Source organism: Pseudomonas sp. NS1(2017) (genome assembly GCF_002269425.1).
In the GTDB taxonomy this organism is placed as follows: Bacteria; Pseudomonadota; Gammaproteobacteria; order Pseudomonadales; family Pseudomonadaceae; genus Aquipseudomonas; species Aquipseudomonas reactans.
Window position 1 is genome coordinate 6,528,691 of record NZ_CP022960.1, and the last position, 16,599, is coordinate 6,545,289.

At 59.8% G+C, this 16,599-nt stretch carries 18 protein-coding genes; 7 read left to right on the forward strand and 11 right to left on the reverse strand.

The window, feature by feature from the left end:
- Window positions 1–42: 42 nt before the first annotated feature.
- Together CI807_RS30385 and CI807_RS30390 are read right to left on the reverse strand one after the other, a co-directional pair.
- Window positions 43–834, reverse strand: a complete 792-nt coding sequence (locus CI807_RS30385) for a phosphate/phosphite/phosphonate ABC transporter substrate-binding protein (RefSeq protein WP_095017388.1) — start codon at window positions 832–834, stop codon at window positions 43–45.
- A 9-nt stretch (window positions 835–843) separates the two neighbouring features.
- A complete protein-coding gene (locus CI807_RS30390; RefSeq protein WP_095017389.1) occupies window positions 844–1,773 on the reverse strand; it encodes a fatty acid desaturase in 930 nt (309 codons plus the stop codon).
- 301 nt (window positions 1,774–2,074) lie between these two features.
- On the opposite strand from CI807_RS30390, the gene CI807_RS30395 reads away from it, so the two are divergent.
- Together CI807_RS30395 and CI807_RS30400 are read left to right on the forward strand one after the other, a co-directional pair.
- Window positions 2,075–2,512, forward strand: a complete 438-nt coding sequence (locus CI807_RS30395; RefSeq protein ID WP_095017390.1) for a GNAT family N-acetyltransferase — start codon at window positions 2,075–2,077, stop codon at window positions 2,510–2,512.
- Window positions 2,513–2,571: 59 nt separating this feature from the next.
- Complete coding sequence (locus tag CI807_RS30400) at window positions 2,572–3,390, forward strand: class I SAM-dependent methyltransferase (RefSeq protein WP_095017391.1); 819 nt, start codon at window positions 2,572–2,574, stop codon at window positions 3,388–3,390.
- 117 nt (window positions 3,391–3,507) lie between these two features.
- Here CI807_RS30400 and def read toward each other — a convergent pair whose 3' ends face one another.
- The 3 genes from def to CI807_RS30415 form a co-directional block, all read right to left on the reverse strand.
- Window positions 3,508–4,047 carry a peptide deformylase gene (def, locus tag CI807_RS30405; RefSeq protein WP_016975972.1) on the reverse strand — a complete coding sequence of 180 codons (540 nt, stop codon included), beginning with the start codon at window positions 4,045–4,047 and terminating at the stop codon, window positions 3,508–3,510.
- A gap of 3 nt (window positions 4,048–4,050) precedes the next feature.
- A complete protein-coding gene (locus tag CI807_RS30410) occupies window positions 4,051–5,001 on the reverse strand; it encodes a YihY/virulence factor BrkB family protein (protein ID WP_016975971.1) in 951 nt (316 codons plus the stop codon).
- A 181-nt stretch (window positions 5,002–5,182) separates the two neighbouring features.
- The gene (locus CI807_RS30415; protein ID WP_028617689.1) at window positions 5,183–5,368 is read right to left on the reverse strand and encodes a CsbD family protein; all 186 of its coding nucleotides are present in this window, start codon (window positions 5,366–5,368) and stop codon (window positions 5,183–5,185) included.
- A 200-nt stretch (window positions 5,369–5,568) separates the two neighbouring features.
- Here CI807_RS30415 and CI807_RS30420 point away from each other — a divergent pair, with 200 nt between their 5' ends.
- On the forward strand, window positions 5,569–5,946 hold the full coding sequence (locus CI807_RS30420) for a hypothetical protein (RefSeq protein WP_010208214.1): 378 nt from the start codon (window positions 5,569–5,571) through the stop codon (window positions 5,944–5,946).
- 44 nt (window positions 5,947–5,990) lie between these two features.
- Here CI807_RS30420 and fadD1 read toward each other — a convergent pair whose 3' ends face one another.
- A complete protein-coding gene (gene fadD1 / locus CI807_RS30425) occupies window positions 5,991–7,682 on the reverse strand; it encodes a long-chain-fatty-acid--CoA ligase FadD1 (RefSeq protein ID WP_028617690.1) in 1,692 nt (563 codons plus the stop codon).
- Window positions 7,683–8,012: 330 nt separating this feature from the next.
- Window positions 8,013–9,701, reverse strand: coding sequence for a long-chain-fatty-acid--CoA ligase FadD2 (fadD2, locus tag CI807_RS30430; protein WP_095017392.1), 1,689 nt, complete (start codon window positions 9,699–9,701; stop codon window positions 8,013–8,015).
- A 210-nt stretch (window positions 9,702–9,911) separates the two neighbouring features.
- Between fadD2 and CI807_RS30435 the strand changes: the two genes are divergently transcribed.
- On the forward strand, window positions 9,912–10,856 hold the full coding sequence (locus CI807_RS30435; RefSeq protein WP_095017393.1) for an alpha/beta hydrolase: 945 nt from the start codon (window positions 9,912–9,914) through the stop codon (window positions 10,854–10,856).
- 57 nt (window positions 10,857–10,913) lie between these two features.
- Entirely contained in the window at window positions 10,914–11,384 is a 471-nt protein-coding gene (locus CI807_RS30440; protein ID WP_095017394.1) for a MaoC family dehydratase, read from the forward strand.
- Between the two features lie 55 nt (window positions 11,385–11,439).
- Here CI807_RS30440 and CI807_RS30445 read toward each other — a convergent pair whose 3' ends face one another.
- On the reverse strand, window positions 11,440–11,907 hold the full coding sequence (locus CI807_RS30445) for a PA2169 family four-helix-bundle protein (protein ID WP_095017395.1): 468 nt from the start codon (window positions 11,905–11,907) through the stop codon (window positions 11,440–11,442).
- A gap of 205 nt (window positions 11,908–12,112) precedes the next feature.
- On the opposite strand from CI807_RS30445, the gene CI807_RS30450 reads away from it, so the two are divergent.
- Together CI807_RS30450 and CI807_RS30455 are read left to right on the forward strand one after the other, a co-directional pair.
- The gene (locus CI807_RS30450; RefSeq protein ID WP_095017396.1) at window positions 12,113–12,349 is read left to right on the forward strand and encodes a DUF3820 family protein; all 237 of its coding nucleotides are present in this window, start codon (window positions 12,113–12,115) and stop codon (window positions 12,347–12,349) included.
- A gap of 11 nt (window positions 12,350–12,360) precedes the next feature.
- Window positions 12,361–13,542, forward strand: coding sequence for an aminotransferase class V-fold PLP-dependent enzyme (locus CI807_RS30455; protein ID WP_095017397.1), 1,182 nt, complete (start codon window positions 12,361–12,363; stop codon window positions 13,540–13,542).
- A gap of 182 nt (window positions 13,543–13,724) precedes the next feature.
- On the opposite strand, the gene CI807_RS30460 is transcribed toward CI807_RS30455, so the two are convergent.
- From CI807_RS30460 to zwf, 3 genes are read right to left on the reverse strand one after another with little or no spacing between them, the layout of a single operon-like run.
- Complete coding sequence (locus CI807_RS30460) at window positions 13,725–14,390, reverse strand: bifunctional 4-hydroxy-2-oxoglutarate aldolase/2-dehydro-3-deoxy-phosphogluconate aldolase (protein ID WP_025858441.1); 666 nt, start codon at window positions 14,388–14,390, stop codon at window positions 13,725–13,727.
- Between the two features lie 17 nt (window positions 14,391–14,407).
- Window positions 14,408–15,121 (reverse strand): 6-phosphogluconolactonase, encoded by a 714-nt coding sequence (pgl, locus tag CI807_RS30465; protein WP_095017398.1) that lies wholly within the window; start codon window positions 15,119–15,121, stop codon window positions 14,408–14,410.
- A complete protein-coding gene (gene zwf / locus CI807_RS30470) occupies window positions 15,108–16,574 on the reverse strand; it encodes a glucose-6-phosphate dehydrogenase (RefSeq protein WP_095017399.1) in 1,467 nt (488 codons plus the stop codon). Before zwf ends, pgl begins: the two co-directional genes overlap by 14 nt.
- Window positions 16,575–16,599: the final 25 nt, after the last annotated feature.

The following is a 16,599-nucleotide window of genomic DNA, read 5'->3' on the forward strand; positions in this document are numbered from 1 at the left end:
GCTTATTCTTTAATAATATTTAAAAGGTATTTTTATATAACCTTATTGAAGTATCGGGAAGCCGGCGTTGATGGCCTGTCGTTGGTAGTCCAGGAGCACTTCGTAGTCCTCTTCGCTGGCGGGGAGCACGGCCTGCAGGCCCAGCGTCTCGGCGACTTGCGGCAAGTCCTGCAACGCCCGGTTCATGGCCTGGCGGAGTTGAATCACCTGTTCATCGCTCAAGCCCAATGGGCCGATGTAGGGCAAGGTCGGGCTCGGTGCGCTACGGCTGACGATGCGCAGCCCCGCCACTTCCTGCGGCGCGAAACGGGCGAGGTAGTCGTAGGTGACGCTGTCGATGGCCGCCAGGTCGGCGCGGTCTTCGCGCAGCCAACGCAGGCTCTCGCGGTGGGCGCCGCTGATGGCGACGCTGGCGAAGAAGCGCCCGTCGCGTTGCAAGGGTGCCAGGCGTTCGCGCAGCAGGTTCATGCCGCTGTTGGAGTCGTGGCCGTTGATTACGCCACGGCTGTTGTAGAAATCCTCCAACGTGCGGCGCGGATTGTCATCGCGGGTCAGCAGCAAGCTGCAATGCTCGCCTTGGCTGCTATGGGGCAACTCGTAGCGCGGGCGGCCGATGACGCGGACCTGGCCGCGCAGTTGAGTCATTAACGGATAACCGCAGGTCTGGGTCACGACCAATTCCGGCGCAAGCCACAGGCTGTGCAGATCGAGATGATCGGCGTTGCGCCGACCCAGGTTCAGGTGTTGGAGGATGCGTGCAATCCACTGCTGGTTGGCCTGCTCGATCGGCGCAGGCGCGACATACATCAGCAGCTCGGCGTAGCGGTCACTCATGGTCATCTCTCACGCAAAAGGGTGCCGGGGGCTATCGATGGCTTTGAGGCCGTGGCGGCTGATCAACTGGCCGTAGCCCGGCACCAGGAACCCACCGCTGCGCGCCACCCATTGCTCACGCCGGGCGCGGTAGACCGTGGGCAGCAAGTACCAGGGTAGCTTCGGCAAGTCGTGGTGCACCAGGTGCAGGTTGTTGTTGAGGAACAGCCAGGTCCACGGCCAGGACGCTTCGTTGAGCACTGTACGTTGCTCCGGCTGCGGGTGCGGGCGGTGTTCATAGTAGGAACGGATCGACGCCAGCGACAAGGCCGGCACGCTGACCAGCAACAGGTAATGCCACACCGAGAGCACGCTGTAATGGGCGATGAAACCCAGCATCAATACGGTGACGGCGCCGTGGGCCAGCCACATCGGCCACACCTGGGGCAGGCGCTGGAATTCATGACGGGCCAGACGGCCGATTGCCAAGGGGGCGGCCAACACAAAGCGACCCAGAACCGTCTTGGTCAGCCAATGCACGCCACGCTCGAACAGCGAACTGTTGTCCCATTGCTGCTGGTTGAGGTATCGGCTTTCCGGGTCGATGCCCGGCAGGGTCAGGTCTTCGTCGTTGTGGTGCAGCAAGTGGCTGTCGCGGTACAGCGTGTACGGGTACCACACCGCAAAGGGCGCGTAGCCGAGCAGCTTATTGAGTCGCAACGAACGGGTGGGATGGCCGTGGAGCAATTCGTGTTGCACCGACAGCCACAGCGTCACGATAGGAATCAGCAGCAAGAGGCTCAACCCCAGGCCCAGCCAATGGCTGCCCAGGATCACGGCAAACCAACCGGCGTACACGCCGATCAGCAGCAGCCAGGTCGGCCATTCGGTTCTTGCGGTAAAGGTGCTGGCCAGGGCTTCGATTTCCCGGCGTTGGGTCAGATCAAGGTAGTTGGCCATCGGCAGCTCAGAGCAGGTGTTTCCTGCTCTGTGCAATGGGGCGGGAAAATCTTGCAGATCGTTTGGTTCTAAGCTTGTAACTCAGTGACCGAACAGGCCGGTTTCAGATTTCTTGGCCTTTTTGTCTGCGCGTTTTTCATCGGCGGTCTTTGCCGGTTTTTTCTTCGCGGCTTTCTTTGAATCCATACCTTTGGCCATGATGCATGCTCCACTGACAGGGGATGTAGCACTGGGTATACCACCTATTGCCCGGCAGAAGGCGCTTATAATCCCCAGCCCTGGATAACGCTGCCTGAACACCATGCCCGAATTGAACATCGAACCGCTGGCAGAGCCGCTGTGGCCGCTGCTGAACAAGTTTTACCGCAACCACAATTCGTCGATGAAGGCGCTCAAGGGTGGGCGCTTGTGGGTGGCGCGGGACGCTGAGATCGTCGCCGGGTTGTGCCTGACGCCCGTGGTGGGTGGGCAATGGTTGACCGGGGTGTTCGTTGACCCTGCCTATCGCGGCCAAGGGCTGGCGGCGCGGGTGATCGAGGCAGCGGTTGCCGATGTCGACGGCACCCTGTGGTTGTTGTGTCATCCAGACCTGGAAGGGTTGTATCAACGCATGGGCTTCACCCAGGACACCGTGCTGCCGCAATCCCTCAGCGAACGCTTGGTACGCTACAAGCGCAACAAGCCCATGATCGCGATGGGCTTAGATCGTTTGGTGAGGTCGACCGCGGATAATGTGTGATCGGCGACCGCAGGGCCCATGCTAGCCTCGGCAGCACAGTGGCCCTTTACAGGATGATCATGAAAACGACGCTTGCAGCCCTCTCCCTCACCGCCCTGCTCGTTCCAGTCTTGAGCCAGGCAGCCGACGCGCCCATTACCGCCAAGCAGTACCAAAGCGTGCTCGCCGGCAGTTGGCGCGATCCGGCCAACAGCGCCCGCGACGGCTATCGGCATCCGCAACAGACGCTGGAATTCTTTGGCCTGGGCGCCAAGCAGACGGTGATCGAGATCACCCCCGGTGGCGGCTGGTACAGCGAAGTGCTGGCCCCGTTGCTCAAGGATCACGGGCAGTACATTGCCGCCGTGCAGGCCGCCAGCAGCAGTGCTTACGCGCGCACGTCCGAAGAGAACCTGAAGAAGAAATTCGCGGCTGATCCGGCTCACTACGCCAAGGCCGAGGTGGTCGAGTTCGACCCCAAGGCGCCGGTGTTCGGCAAGCCGGCTTCGGCGGATGCCGTACTGACCTTCCGCAATGTGCATAACTGGGTCGAGGCAGATACTGCGCCAGCCACGTTCAGTGCGTTCTACAAGGTACTGAAACCGGGCGGCGTGCTGGGCGTGGAAGATCACCGGGCCAAGGACGGCGCGGATCTGGAAGCGATCAAGGACAGCGGTTACCTGACAACGGCGCAGGTGGTGAAGCTGGCGTCCGATGCCGGGTTCAAGCTGGCGGGACAGAGCGAGGTGAATGCTAATCCTAAGGATACCAAGGACTACCCGGCTGGCGTGTGGACGTTGCCGCCGACGTTGAGATTGGGCGAGCAGGATAAGGCGAAGTATGTGGCCATTGGCGAATCGGACCGGATGACGTTGCGGTTCGTCAAACCCACCCGATAATCCGTCTTGAATACCCAACCTGTAGGAGCCGGCTTGCTGGCGATGGCGTCCTTGAGTTCAAGGTAGAACTCAATTGGCCTATCGCCGGCAAGCCGGCTCCTACAGGGATTGGGTTGCCTAGTCGTCGGCCGTGGGATCCATGTCCGGGAACATCACCTCGATAAACCCGAACTTGGTGAAATCGGTAATCCGCGACGGGTACAACCGGCCGATCAGGTGATCACACTCATGCTGCACCACCCGCGCATGAAAACCCTCGGCAATGCGCACAATGGGCTCTCCCTTGGGGTCGAAACCTTCATAACGAATCTGCTGGTAACGGTCCACCGCACCCCGCAAACCCGGCACGGACAGGCAACCTTCATAGCCCTCTTCCAGCACCGGGCTTAACGGCGTGATCAGCGGGTTGATCAGGATTGTCTGGGGCACCGGCGGCGCGTCCGGGTAGCGCTCGCTGGCCTCGAAGCCGAAGATCACCAATTGCAGGTCGACACCAATCTGCGGTGCGGCCAGGCCGACGCCACCCACGTGTTCCATGGTCTGGAACATGTCATCGATCAATTGCCACAGCTCGGGGCTGTCGAACATTTCCGGCGGAACCGGAGGCGCGATACGCAGCAGGCGCTCGTCGCCCATTTTCAGGATTTCACGGATCATCGATCAGACTTCATCGGCAGTGGGCTTGGAGTGGTCCCGGCCGAGGCCTGAGACGTGCTGTTTTTCATCGGTGTGGCCGGGCTCATCGAACTCTTTTTCACCCGGGTCCTTGCCTTCGGCGGACATGTGCTCGATCACCGCATTCATCTCCGCGCCCAGCAACAGCACGGCGGCGGAAATGTAGAAGTACAGGAGCAACACGATGATTGCACCGATACTGCCATACATGGCGTTGTAGTCGGCAAAGGTTTTGACGTAGTAGCCGAACCCCAATGACGCGACGATCCACACCACCACCGCCAACACAGAGCCTGGGGTGATAAAGCGGAATTTCTGTTCGACATCGGGCATCACGTAGTACATGAGGGCCACGGCGAACATCAGCAGAATCACGATCAACGGCCAGCGCAGGATGGTCCACAGGGTGACCACGAACTCCTGCATGCCGATCTGCCCGGCCAGCCACTCCATCACTTGCGGGCCCAGCACCATCAGTGCGGCGGCGGCCAGCAGCATGCCGGCGATGCCGACGGTGTAGAAAATCGATAGCGGGAAGCGCTTCCAGATGGGTCGGCCTTCAACCACGTCGTAGGCGGCGTTCATCGCGCTCATCATCAAGCGCACACCGGCCGAGGCCGTCCACAGCGCGATCACGATACCCACCGACAGCAGGCCACCCTTGGATTGCTGCAATTGGTCGATCACCGGGTTGACCTGCTCCAGGGCCTGGGGCGGCAACACCAGTTCCGACTGCAGGCGCAGCCAGGTGAAGAAGTCCGGCAGGTGCAGGAAGCCGATCAGGGCAATCAGGAACAGCAGGAAGGGAAACAGCGAGAACAGCATCTGGTAGGCCAGTGCCGAGGCGTAGGTAGGCATTTCGTCATCGACGAATTCCTTGACGGTGCGCAGCAGCACTTTATGCAGCTTGAGACCATCGAGAACCGGAAAAATCATAGCGTCTCCTTTCGCCGCAAAAAGGTTGAGTTCGTGGGCGACTCAGGGGCCGTTTTCTACATCAAGGTAGCCTATTTGGCGACCTTGAAACAATTTCGAAACTTTAACCGCATCAGGTGACACAAAAACGGCCATCCGTGGATGGCCGTCGGGCTGCGTGTAACCAGCCAGCGATTCAGCGTTACTTGGTCGCTTTTTTGACCGCGTCCTTGGTGTCGCCTACTGCTTTCTGCACTTCGCCTTTCTTTTCCTGAACCACACCTTCAGCGCGCAGTTTGTCGTTGCCGGTGACTTTACCGACACCTTGCTTGATATTGCCGACCGCCTCGTTTGCCACGCCTTTAACCTTGTCAGATGTGCTGCTCATGGTATTTCTCCGAAAGAACAATCAAGGGTTTGGGTCATTACCTAAAGATTGACCCGAGGCCGTTCAGCAGAGTTTCAATTATTTTTGCCCACGCATTTCATCGCCGGCCGCAGGTTTGGCTTTATGTTTTGCCGCCAACCCACGAGAATGCCCGGCACATTCAGGCTCAAACGCTGAATAACAGATCCCGTAGGAAGGTTATGAAACTCAATAAAGCACAGGCCATCGCCCGCCGAAACACCGAACTGGGCGGTGCCGTACTCGGCGTCAATAACTGCCACTTCACCGACCTGGACCGCAAACGCAACATCTGGTGGTTCGACCTGCCGGTGGGCCGGATTGCCGTGGGCCAGTACGAGTGGATCCACCTATTGATGCACAACGCCGAGACTGACCAGTTGCTGCACCTGAAGGTGCCGACGGCGTTTTTGCGTGAACACATCGAAGGCTTGGTGGTGCGCAATGCCGGCAAGCGCAAGCCGGAGATTACGCTGGAGCTGAGTGCAGACAAGGATTCGTTCTTGAAGGATGTGCGTCCGGCGGGTGCTGGCGTGGGATTCGCGCAGTTCGCGCTGTAACCCCCCCAATAAAAAACCCCGCTTCGGCGGGGTTTTTTATTGGGTTACTTTTTAAGACCGAGTTTCTTCAACTCTTCATCGCGCAACTCACGGCGCAGGATCTTGCCCACGTTGGTAGTCGGTAATGCATCGCGGAATTCCACGGCCTTGGGCACCTTGTAAGCGGTGACGTTGGCGCGCATATGCTCCATCACCTGGTCCTTGGTCAGGGTCGCGCCCGGCTTGACCACGATAAACAGCTTGATGTGTTCCCCGGACTTCTCGTCTGGCACACCGATGGCTGCGCATTGCAGCACGCCCGGCAGGCCCGCCAGCACGTCTTCCAGCTCGTTGGGGTACACGTTGAAGCCCGACACCAGGATCATGTCCTTTTTGCGGTCGACAATGCGCATGTAGCCGTCAGGCTGGATGATCGCGATGTCACCGGTCTTGAGCCAGCCTTCGCTGTCGAGCATCTCGTCGGTAGCGTCCTGGCGCTGCCAGTAGCCTTTCATCACTTGCGGGCCCTTGACGCACAGTTCGCCGGTTTCACCCAGGGCGAGTTCAGTGCCGTCGTCGGCAATGACTTTGCACACGGTGGACGGCACCGGAATGCCGATGGTGCCGATCTGAATGTGCTGGATCGGGTTCACCGTGGCCACCGGGCTGGTTTCGGTCATGCCGTAGCCTTCGCAGATGCCACAGCCGGTCACGGCCTTCCAGCGCTCGGCGGCGGCCAATTGCAGGGCCATGCCGCCGGACAGGGTGACTTTCAGCGCGGAGAAGTCCAGCTTGCGGAATGCCTCGTTGTTGCACAGCGCCACGAACAGCGTGTTCAAGCCGACAAAGCCGCTGAACTTCCACTTCGACAGTTCCTTGACCATCGCCGGCAGGTCGCGCGGGTTGCTGATCAGGATGTTGTGGTTGCCGATCAGCATCATCGCCATGCAATGAAAGGTGAACGCATAGATGTGGTACAGCGGCAGCGGGGTGATCAGGATCTCGCAACCTTCATTGAGGTTGGAGCCCATCAGCGCCTTGCACTGCAACATGTTGGCGACCAGGTTGCGGTGGGTGAGCATCGCGCCCTTGGCCACGCCGGTGGTGCCGCCGGTGTATTGCAGCACCGCCACATCGCCACTGGCCGGGCTGGCATCGTTGACCGGTTGGCCGTTCCCCTTGGCCAGCACGTCATTGAATTTGATCGCGTTGGGCAAGTGATAGGCCGGGACCATTTTCTTCACGTACTTGATGACGCTGTTGATCAGCAGGCGCTTGAGCGGCGGCAACAGGTCGGCAACTTCGGTGACGATCACATGCTTGACGGCGGTCTTGGGCACGACCTTTTCCGCCAGGTGCGCCATGTTGGCCAGGCAGACGAGGGCCTTGGCACCGGAGTCGTTGAATTGGTGTTCCATTTCCCGCGCGGTATACAGCGGGTTGGTGTTGACCACGATCAGCCCGGCACGGATGGCACCGAACACGGCAACCGGGTACTGGAGGACGTTGGGCAGTTGCACGGCGATGCGATCGCCGGGCTTCAAGTCGGTGTGCTGTTGCAGATACGCGGCGAAGGCGCCGGACAATTCGTACAACTCACCGTAGGTGATGGTCTTGCCCAGGTTGCTGAAAGCCGGTTTGTTGGCGAAGCGCTGGCAGGACTGCTTCAGTACCGCCTGAATATTCGGATACTCGTCTGGATTGATTTCTGCAGCAATCCCGGCGGGGTACTTATCCTTCCAAAAGTCTTCGTTCATGGAAGCCCACTCCTCAGCGACGTCAGCGACGCGAATTCATCATCGCATTTGATGCGATTATTATTGGTGTATGTTTTTTTAGGTGAATCTGGCGCTTTCAAGCAGGCCGAGACGTCACAAAGCGCGCCGAGAGTAGCAGCTTTGCCAAAGGTCGCCTAGAGCCAAAGGTGGGCCCCGTGGTCATAAACGCGACTGTCCTACAATATTCGGTCACACTTTAAACATTGCTGAAATACGCCCTGAAAAGGCTCTGGAATAGGGTATTCAGGACGACACAAGACAAATGTGGGAGCGCCGCTCCCACCTTTTTGATTGCATTTCAATTCATGGTCAGGCGATGTCGCGAAGCTCACGCCGCAAGATCTTGCCCACCGGCGTCATCGGCAACGACTCCCGCAACACAATATGCTTGGGCACCTTGTACCCGGTGAAGTTGGTCTTGCAGTAGGCCTTCAACTCCTCAAGGCTCACCCCTTCGGCACGTGCCACCACAAACAGCTTCACAGCCTCCCCCGTGCGCTCGTCCGGCACACCGATTACCGCGCAGTTGGCCACGGCCGGGTGAGCCATCACCACGTCTTCGATTTCGTTGGGGTACACGTTGAAACCCGAGACGATGATCAGGTCTTTCTTGCGGTCGACGATGCGCACAAAGCCATCCTCGTCGATCACCGCAATGTCACCGGTCTTGAGCCAGCCTTCGGCGTCCAGCGCTTCAGCGGTAGCGGCCGGTTGCTGCCAGTAGCCCTTCATCACCTGTGGGCCCTTGATGCACAGCTCGCCACGTTCGCCCAAGGGCAACTCGACGCCCTGGTCATCGATCACTTTCATCGCCGTGGCCGGCACCGGGATGCCCACGGTGCCCAGGCGGGATTTATTGCCGTAGGGGTTGGTGCTGGCCACCGGCGAGGTTTCCGTCAGGCCGTAGCCTTCGCCAATCGCGCAACCGGTGATCTGCTCCCAGCGCTCGGCGGTGGCCTTGATCAATGCGGTGCCGCCGGAGTTGGTGAGCTTGAGATGGGAGAAATCCAGGGACTTGAAATCAGGATGGTCCATCAACGCCACGAACAGCGTGTTGAGCCCCAGCAGCCCGGTGAAGCGCCACTTTTTCAGCTCCTTGATAAAGCCGCCGATGTCCCGTGGGTTGGTGATCAGCACGTTGTGGTTGCCCGAGACCATCATGCACATGCAGTTCGCCGTGAACGCATAGATGTGGTACAGCGGCAGCGGCGCGATCATCACCTCCTGACCCTCCTTGATCAGCGGATGGCCGTCCTCACCGGTCTGGGACATACAGGCGCGCACCTGTTGCATGTTTGCCACCAGGTTGCCGTGGGTGAGCATCGCGCCCTTGGCCAGGCCGGTGGTGCCGCCGGTGTATTGCAGCACGGCGATATCGTCCAGGGTTACCGGATGGCGCGTCACGCCCAGGCCCGCGCCCATGCGCAGTGCGCGCTTGAACGACACCGCGCGCGGCAGGCTGTAGGCCGGGACCATCTTTTTGACCTTGTCGACCAGGGTGTTGACCAGCCAGCCTTTGGCGGCGGGCATGAAGTCGCCCATCTTGGCTTCGATCAGGTAGTCGATCTCGGTGTCGCTGCACACCTCCTGCACCCGCGAGCCGAACAGGTTGAGGTAGACCAGCGCACGTACGCCGGCGTCCTTGAACTGGTGACGCATCTCGCGCGGGGTGTACAGCGGGTTGGTGTTGACCACGATCAGCCCGGCGCGCAAGGCGCCGAACACGGCAATCGGGTAATGCAGCACGTTGGGCATCTGCACCGCAATGCGGTCGCCCGGCTTGAGGTCGGTGTGCTGTTGCAGGTAACCGGCGAACGCCGCACTCTGGCGCTCAAGCTCGGCGTAAGTCAGGGTGATCCCCATGTTGCTGAATGCCGGACGGTCGGCGAAGGTCTTGCAAGAGCGCTCGAACACTTCGATCACCGACTTGTAGGCAGACAGGTCGATATCATTGGGAACGCCCGCCGCGCGTTTGTCATTCCAGAAATCAGGTTGCATTATTCTTGTCCTCTTACCTGAGTGTGTCCGGCCGCTTTCCTAACGCTATAAAAAGCGGAGCTTTGGGGACGTTAGCAGCTATGGCCAAACAGGCAAATACGCTAAATCGTGTCATTGATTGTATGAATCTTGCCGCTGATGCGCAGGCAGATACCCAGTCCCTCAATAGATGAGCTATACACTGCAACGACCCCGAGCAAAGGAAGCGCCATGAACCACAGCACCTTCTGGCTGACCGCGAATGACCGCAGCCGCCTGTACGTCAATCAATGGATGCCCGAGGGCCCGGCCAAGGCCGTGGTGATGCTGTCCCACGGCATGGCCGAGCACAGTGGGCGTTATGCACGCCTGGCCGAGGCCCTGTGCGGCGCCGGCTACGGCCTGTATGCGCTGGACCAGCGTGGCCATGGCCGTACCGCCGATGAAGGCACCCTGGGCCTGTACGCCGAAACGGATGGATGGAACAAAGTGGTAGGCGACCTGGCCCGCCTCAACCAGCATATCGGCCAGCAGCAGCCGGGGTTGCCGATCGTTCTGCTGGGCCACAGCATGGGCAGCTACATCGCCCAAGCTTACCTGCTGCACCACAGCGCCAGCCTGCATGGGGCGATTCTCAGCGGCTCGAACTTCCAACCCGTGGCGCTCTATCGCGCCGCTCGGGTGATTGCTCGCATAGAGCGCCTGCGCCAGGGCTTGCGCGGGCGCAGTGCGCTGATCGAATTCTTGTCGTTTGGCTCGTTCAATAAAGCCTTCAAGCCCAATCGCACCGCGTTCGACTGGCTCAGCCGTGACCCGGATGAGGTGGACAAGTACATCAACGACCCACTGTGCGGGTTCCGCTGCACCAATCAGCTCTGGATCGACCTGCTCGGCGGCTTGCAGCAGATCAGCAAAGCGTCCAATCTCGCGCAGATCGATCCGGGCCTGCCGATCCTGGTGATGGGCGGCGAATGTGATCCGGTGAGTGAGGGCAAGCGTCTCAACAGTCTGGCCGACGCCTTGCGCGACGCCGGCTGCCAGCACCTGCAACTGACTGTCTACCCGCAGGCGCGTCATGAAGTGTTCAACGAAACCAACCGCGACGCTGTCACAGCGGATGTGCTGGCGTGGCTCGACCAGGCGCTGACATTACGCAGGCCGACCCGCTGCGAATAATTTTTCGTTTAAAATCAGTCAATTAAATTACCGATTAGCCACAGGATGCACCTTTAGATGACCCAGGTAACCAACACCCCGTACGAAGCCCTCGAAGTCGGCCAGACCGCCAGCTACAGCAAATTGGTGGAAGAGCGCGATATCCAGCTGTTCGCCGCGATGTCCGGTGACCACAACCCGGTGCACCTGGACGCTGAATACGCCAAGGCGACCATGTTCAAGGAGCGTATCGCCCATGGCATGTTCAGCGGCGCCTTGATCAGCGCGGCCGTTGCCTGCGAGTTGCCTGGGCCGGGCACCATCTACATCGGCCAGCAGATGAGCTTCCAGAAGCCGGTAAAGATCGGCGACACCTTGACCGTACGCCTGGAAATCCTCGAAAAGCTGCCGAAATTCCGCGTGCGCATCGCCACCCGTGTGTTCAACCAGCGTGATGAGTTGGTAGTGGACGGCGAGGCGGAGATCCTTGCGCCGCGTAAGCAGCAAGTCGTGACCTTGACCGAATTGCCGCCGATCAGGATTGGCTGATCCTTGCGCATAAAAAAGCCCCGCATCAGCGGGGCTTTTTCTATTCAGCGACGACTCAAGATTGAGCGCGAGCCTGGTTACGCAGGGCTTTCACCTGGTCGTGGTTGCGTTGTACGCCGTGGTACTGACGCTCAACCAGGTCACGAATGCCCAGCAGGTTGTGCTTGTTGATCTTCTCGATCGCTTCTTTATAAGCCTTCAGGGCATGGTCTTCACCACGCTCGGCTTCGTTGAGCACTGCCTCTTCATCCTTGCCGGTGAGCATCGACTTTACGTCGACCCAACCACGGTGCAGAGCACCAGCAACGCTACCGGAATCTTCTGGATCACCACCCAAAGCTTTAACAGCGGTTTTCAATTCGGCAGCGGCGGTGGCGCAGTCAGCGGAACGCTTGGCAAACAGGGCTTTGAGCTCTGGGTGCTTGATGTCTTCAGCGCACTCCTTGAAACCCTTTTGGCCGTCGATGCTGGTCTCGATCAGGTCGTTCAGTACGGAGATCGATTCTTTATTGATGTCAGTCATTTTTCAATTCCTTGTACGGGTTAGAAGGTTGTCTTAGTGGTTGCAGCGCTCGTGCCAGGTTTTCAAAAATATAATTAATCTTATATTTCAATAACTTACGATAAATTGAACCATCTGTATGTACGTTATTTGCATGATCTGTCATTTGGCCTTCATGCAGAATGCCTGTATTTTCCAAGCTCTCGATACAAACTCCTGAGCCTTCATGAATCCCGAAAAACTCGAACTGCTGATCACCCGCGAAATGCCCTTCGGCAAATACAAGGGACGGATCATCGCCAACCTGCCCGGCCCCTACCTGAACTGGTTTGCCCGCGAAGGTTTCCCCCACGGCGAGTTGGGCGGCCTGCTGGCGTTGATGCAGGAAATCGATAGCAACGGCTTGTCTGAATTGCTCGAACCGCTGCGCGCCAAACACGGCAAACCCGCCCCTCGTCATTAAGAGCCCAGCCCATGCCACGGAATGCAGATAACGAGCTCCACTGGAATACCGTTGCGCAGCGTTACCCGCTGGAGCCCGGCCCGATCAACCTGGAAAACGGTTACTTCGGCCGCATGAGCCAAGCAGTACAGGCGCAGTACCTGGAGCACGTGGCGTTTATCAACCGTAGCAACGCGTTGCATGTGCGCCAGCAATTCGAGCGTGGCGAAAACGACGCTATCCGCCGCCAACTGGCCGGGCTGATCGATGCCGACCCCGCCGCCGTAGCCTTCACCCGCAATGCCACCGAAGCCCTGCAATCGCTGATCCGCAACTACAACCGTCTGCAACCGGGTGACCAAGTGCTGATCAGCGACCTGGAGTACGACACGGTGAAAGGCGCCATGCGCTGGCTGGCGGGCTATCGCGGCGTGGAAGTCATCGAACTGTCCCACACGCACCCGGCAAGTTTCGACAGCCTGGTGCATACCTATCGCAATGCATTCGTGCAGTACCCGCGCTTGAAGCTGATGGCACTGACCCACGTGACCCACCGCACCGGGCTGGTCATGCCCGTGGCCGCGATTGCCCAGGCGGCGCGCGAGCAGGGCATCGATGTGATCCTCGACGGCGCCCATGCCCTGGGCCAGATCGAATTCAACCTGGCCGAATTGGGGATCCAGTTTGCCGGTTTCAACCTGCACAAATGGATTGGCGCCCCGCTGACGTTGGGCTTTCTGTACATCGCCCCGGAACGCCTGGCTGACATTGATCCGGACATGGGCGAGTTCCACTATCCCGCCACCGACGTTCGCGCACGTACGCCCTACAGCACGCCGAATTTCCCGGCGCTGATGACCCTGCCGCTGGTGCTTGAAGAGCATCGGCAACTGGGCGGCGCGGCGGCCAAGGGCGCGCGCGTGAATTACTTGCGGGACTTGTGGGTCAGCCAGGTACGGGCCCTGCCGGGGATCGAGGTGCTGACGCCGGATGATCCACGCCTGTACTGCGGTATCACGGCGTTCAAGTTCATTGGGCGGGATCAGCAAGTGATGGCGGAGCGTTTGCTCAAGGACTACAATCTGTTCACCACGACGCGCGTAGGTGCGTCGTTTGGTACCTGTATCCGGGTGACGCCAGGGTTGGTGACGTCGGCAACGGATATCAATGTCTTGGTTAAAGCCATTACCGAACTGAACACCCATACCTTGTAGGAGCCCGGCTTGCCGGCGATGAGGCCCACGGGACTTGCACCTACCTCGATCGCGCCATCGCCGGCAAGCCGGCCTCCTACAGGTTGTGGTGCACTTTTCAGCGGGCAAAAAAAAGCGGTACACCGACCAAGTGCACCGCAAAAATGCCGTTAAGCACAGCAACAACGATTCGGTAAATCAGATCAATCCAGCAGCGCCAGCGCCTCAGCGGTGACTTCCTGGATGCGGGCCCAGTCGCCGTTCTTGACCCATTCAGGGTCGAGCATCCAGCTACCGCCCACGCACATCACGTTTTTCAACGCCATGTAGTTTTTGATGTTGGCCGGGCCGACGCCGCCGGTCGGGCAGAACTTCACTTCGCCGAACGGGCCACCCAGGGCCTTGATCGCGGCCACTCCGCCGCTGACTTCAGCCGGGAACAGCTTGAAACGGCGATAGCCCAGGCCATAGCCTTCCATGATGCCAGACGCATTGCTGATGCCGGGCAGCAGCGGGATCGGGCTGTGTACCGAGGCTTCCAGCAGGTCGCGGGTGATGCCTGGGGTGACGATGAACTGCGAACCAGCCACTTCGGCGGCTTCAAGCATGTGACGATCGAGTACGGTGCCGGCACCGGTGCACAGTTCAGGGCGCTGCTCGCGCAGGACCTGAATGGCCTTGAGGCCGAACTCGGAACGCAGGGTCACTTCCAATGCGGTCAAACCACCGGCTGCCAGGGCATCGGCCAGCGGCAGGATGTCCTGTTCGCGGGCGATGGTGATCACCGGCAGGATCCGCGCCTTGGCGCAGAGGCTGTCGATCAAGGCAACTTTATCCGCCATGGACACGGTCGGTTGAGGGCTTTTCATAGCGGCTGATCCTTGGCTCATGGGCACCAGTAAATCTCTAATGTAGGTTGCAGAAACGCGCGAATTGGCATGGCAGCAACGTCGTCACTGGCCAGCGCGGCGCTCAAGGTGGTCAATTTCGAACTGCCGGAGATCGACAGCACGGTGTAGTTCGCCGTGGCCAGCAGAGCACGACTCATGGTCAGGCGCTGGTGCGGCACGGTCGGCGCCAGCATCGGCCAGCAACGGCGGGTACCGTCGGCCTTCAACGCGTCGGCGAGGTTCGGGCTGTTGGGGAACAGCGACGCGGTGTGGCCGTCATCCCCCATGCCCAACACCAGCACATCAATGGCTGGCAACTCGCCCAGCAGGCGATCGGCATACTCGGCAGCGTCTTCGAGGTTGGCGGCAGCGCTGTACAGGCTCAGGAACTTGGCCTTGGCCGCCGGGCCTTGCAGCAGGTGCTGCTTCAACAGGCCCGCATTGCTGTCGGCGTGTTCCACCGGCACCCAACGCTCGTCGGCCAGGGTGATGGTGACCTTGGACCAATCCAGCGCCTGCTTGGCCAGGTGCTGGAAAAACGCCACGGGGCTGCGGCCACCGGACACCACCAGGGTCGCTTCGCCACGGGCACTGATGGCCGTGCGCAACTGCTCGGCCACGTCATTGGCCAGGCCTTCCGCCAACAGCACCGGGGTGCGGTACTCGTGGGGGGTTACGCCCTGGGGCAGTTTCAAATCAGATATCGCCATACCACGACCTCCCATCCCGCGTGATCAGTGCAATCGAGCTCATCGGCCCCCAGGACCCCGCCGCGTACGGCTTGGGCGCATCACCGGATTTCTTCCACCCGGCGATCAACTGGTCACACCACTTCCACGCGGCTTCGATTTCATCTTTGCGAACAAACAGGTTCTGATTGCCGCGCATCACTTCCAGCAACAACCGCTCGTAGGCATCCGGGATCCGGGCGCTGCGATAGGTGTCGGAAAAATTCAGTTGCAGTGGGCCGCTGCGCAGTTGCATGCCCTTGTCCAGGCCCTGCTCCTTGGTCATCACGCGCAAGGAAATACCTTCGTCCGGTTGCAGGCGGATGATCAGTTTGTTGCTGATCTGCAGGCGCTGCTCAGGGGCAAAGATGTAGTGCGACGGTTCCTTGAAGTGGATGACGATCTGCGACAGCTTTTGCGGCATGCGCTTGCCGGTGCGCAGGTAGAACGGCACTCCGGCCCAACGCCAGTTACGGATATCGGCACGCAGGGCGACGAAGGTCTCGGTGTCGCTCTGGGTGTTGGAATTCTCTTCCTCCAGGTACCCCGGCACCGGCTTGCCGGCACTGTAGCCAGCGATGTACTGGCCGCGCACCACTTGGGTGGTCAGGCCGTCCGGGCTGATCGGCGCCAGGGCCTTGAGCACCTTGACCTTCTCGTCACGGATGCTGTCGGCAGACAGGTCGGCCGGCGGGTCCATGGCGATCAGGCAAAGCAGTTGCAGCAGGTGGTTCTGGATCATGTCGCGCAGTTGGCCGGCCTTGTCGAAATAGCCCCAACGGCCTTCGATACCGACCTGCTCGGCCACGGTGATTTCCACGTGGGAGATGTAATTCTGGTTCCACTGGGTTTCGAACAGACTGTTGGCGAAACGCAGGGCGATCAGGTTCTGAACCGTCTCTTTGCCCAGGTAGTGGTCGATGCGGTAGGTGCGGTTTTCCGGGAAAAACTGCGCCACGGCGTCGTTGACCTTGCGCGAGGACTCCAGGTCAGAACCGATGGGCTTTTCCAGCACCACGCGGGTGTTTTCCGCCAGGCCGACCTTGGACAGGTTTTCGCAGATCGCGCCATACACCGCTGCCGGCGTGGCGAAGTAGGCGATCAGGCGTTGCTCGGTGCCGGCGATGTCCGCCAAGGCCACATAGTCATCGGCTTTCAGGAAATCGACGTGCACATAGGTCAGGCGTGCCAGGAAACGCTGGGCAATGGCTTCGTCCAGCTCCTTGCCGACGAATTCGCGCAGTGCTTGCTCGATGTGCGCCAGATGCTGTTGCTCGGAACCGGCTTCACGGGCCAGGGCCAGGATGCGCGTGTCGTCGTGCAGCAGCCCGGCGCCATCGAGTTGATAGAGGGCAGGAAATAACTTGCGCAGCGCCAGATCACCCAAGGCGCCAAACAGGGCAAAGGTGCAGGGTTCTACGGTTATCGAAGGCATGATGTTTGTTCTTTTATCAAGTTAA

Excerpts from the sequence above, each read along its gene's own strand:
- def (WP_016975972.1), bottom strand. The coding sequence starts at position 4,047 with ATGATCCGTGAAATCCTGAAAATGGGCGACGAGCGCCTGCTGCGTATC.
- CI807_RS30415 (WP_028617689.1), bottom strand. The coding sequence starts at position 5,368 with ATGAGCAGCACATCTGACAAGGTTAAAGGCGTGGCAAACGAGGCGGTC.
- CI807_RS30455 (WP_095017397.1), top strand. The coding sequence starts at position 12,361 with ATGCCACGGAATGCAGATAACGAGCTCCACTGGAATACCGTTGCGCAG.
- CI807_RS30440 (WP_095017394.1), top strand. The coding sequence starts at position 10,914 with ATGACCCAGGTAACCAACACCCCGTACGAAGCCCTCGAAGTCGGCCAG.
- pgl (WP_095017398.1), bottom strand. The coding sequence starts at position 15,121 with ATGGCGATATCTGATTTGAAACTGCCCCAGGGCGTAACCCCCCACGAG.
- CI807_RS30420 (WP_010208214.1), top strand. The coding sequence starts at position 5,569 with ATGAAACTCAATAAAGCACAGGCCATCGCCCGCCGAAACACCGAACTG.
- fadD1 (WP_028617690.1), bottom strand. The coding sequence starts at position 7,682 with ATGAACGAAGACTTTTGGAAGGATAAGTACCCCGCCGGGATTGCTGCA.
- CI807_RS30390 (WP_095017389.1), bottom strand. The coding sequence starts at position 1,773 with ATGGCCAACTACCTTGATCTGACCCAACGCCGGGAAATCGAAGCCCTG.
- CI807_RS30400 (WP_095017391.1), top strand. The coding sequence starts at position 2,572 with ATGAAAACGACGCTTGCAGCCCTCTCCCTCACCGCCCTGCTCGTTCCA.
- fadD2 (WP_095017392.1), bottom strand. The coding sequence starts at position 9,701 with ATGCAACCTGATTTCTGGAATGACAAACGCGCGGCGGGCGTTCCCAAT.
- CI807_RS30385 (WP_095017388.1), bottom strand. The coding sequence starts at position 834 with ATGAGTGACCGCTACGCCGAGCTGCTGATGTATGTCGCGCCTGCGCCG.
- CI807_RS30395 (WP_095017390.1), top strand. The coding sequence starts at position 2,075 with ATGCCCGAATTGAACATCGAACCGCTGGCAGAGCCGCTGTGGCCGCTG.
- CI807_RS30460 (WP_025858441.1), bottom strand. The coding sequence starts at position 14,390 with ATGAAAAGCCCTCAACCGACCGTGTCCATGGCGGATAAAGTTGCCTTG.
- CI807_RS30450 (WP_095017396.1), top strand. The coding sequence starts at position 12,113 with ATGAATCCCGAAAAACTCGAACTGCTGATCACCCGCGAAATGCCCTTC.
- CI807_RS30435 (WP_095017393.1), top strand. The coding sequence starts at position 9,912 with ATGAACCACAGCACCTTCTGGCTGACCGCGAATGACCGCAGCCGCCTG.
- zwf (WP_095017399.1), bottom strand. The coding sequence starts at position 16,574 with ATGCCTTCGATAACCGTAGAACCCTGCACCTTTGCCCTGTTTGGCGCC.
- CI807_RS30445 (WP_095017395.1), bottom strand. The coding sequence starts at position 11,907 with ATGACTGACATCAATAAAGAATCGATCTCCGTACTGAACGACCTGATC.
- CI807_RS30410 (WP_016975971.1), bottom strand. The coding sequence starts at position 5,001 with ATGATTTTTCCGGTTCTCGATGGTCTCAAGCTGCATAAAGTGCTGCTG.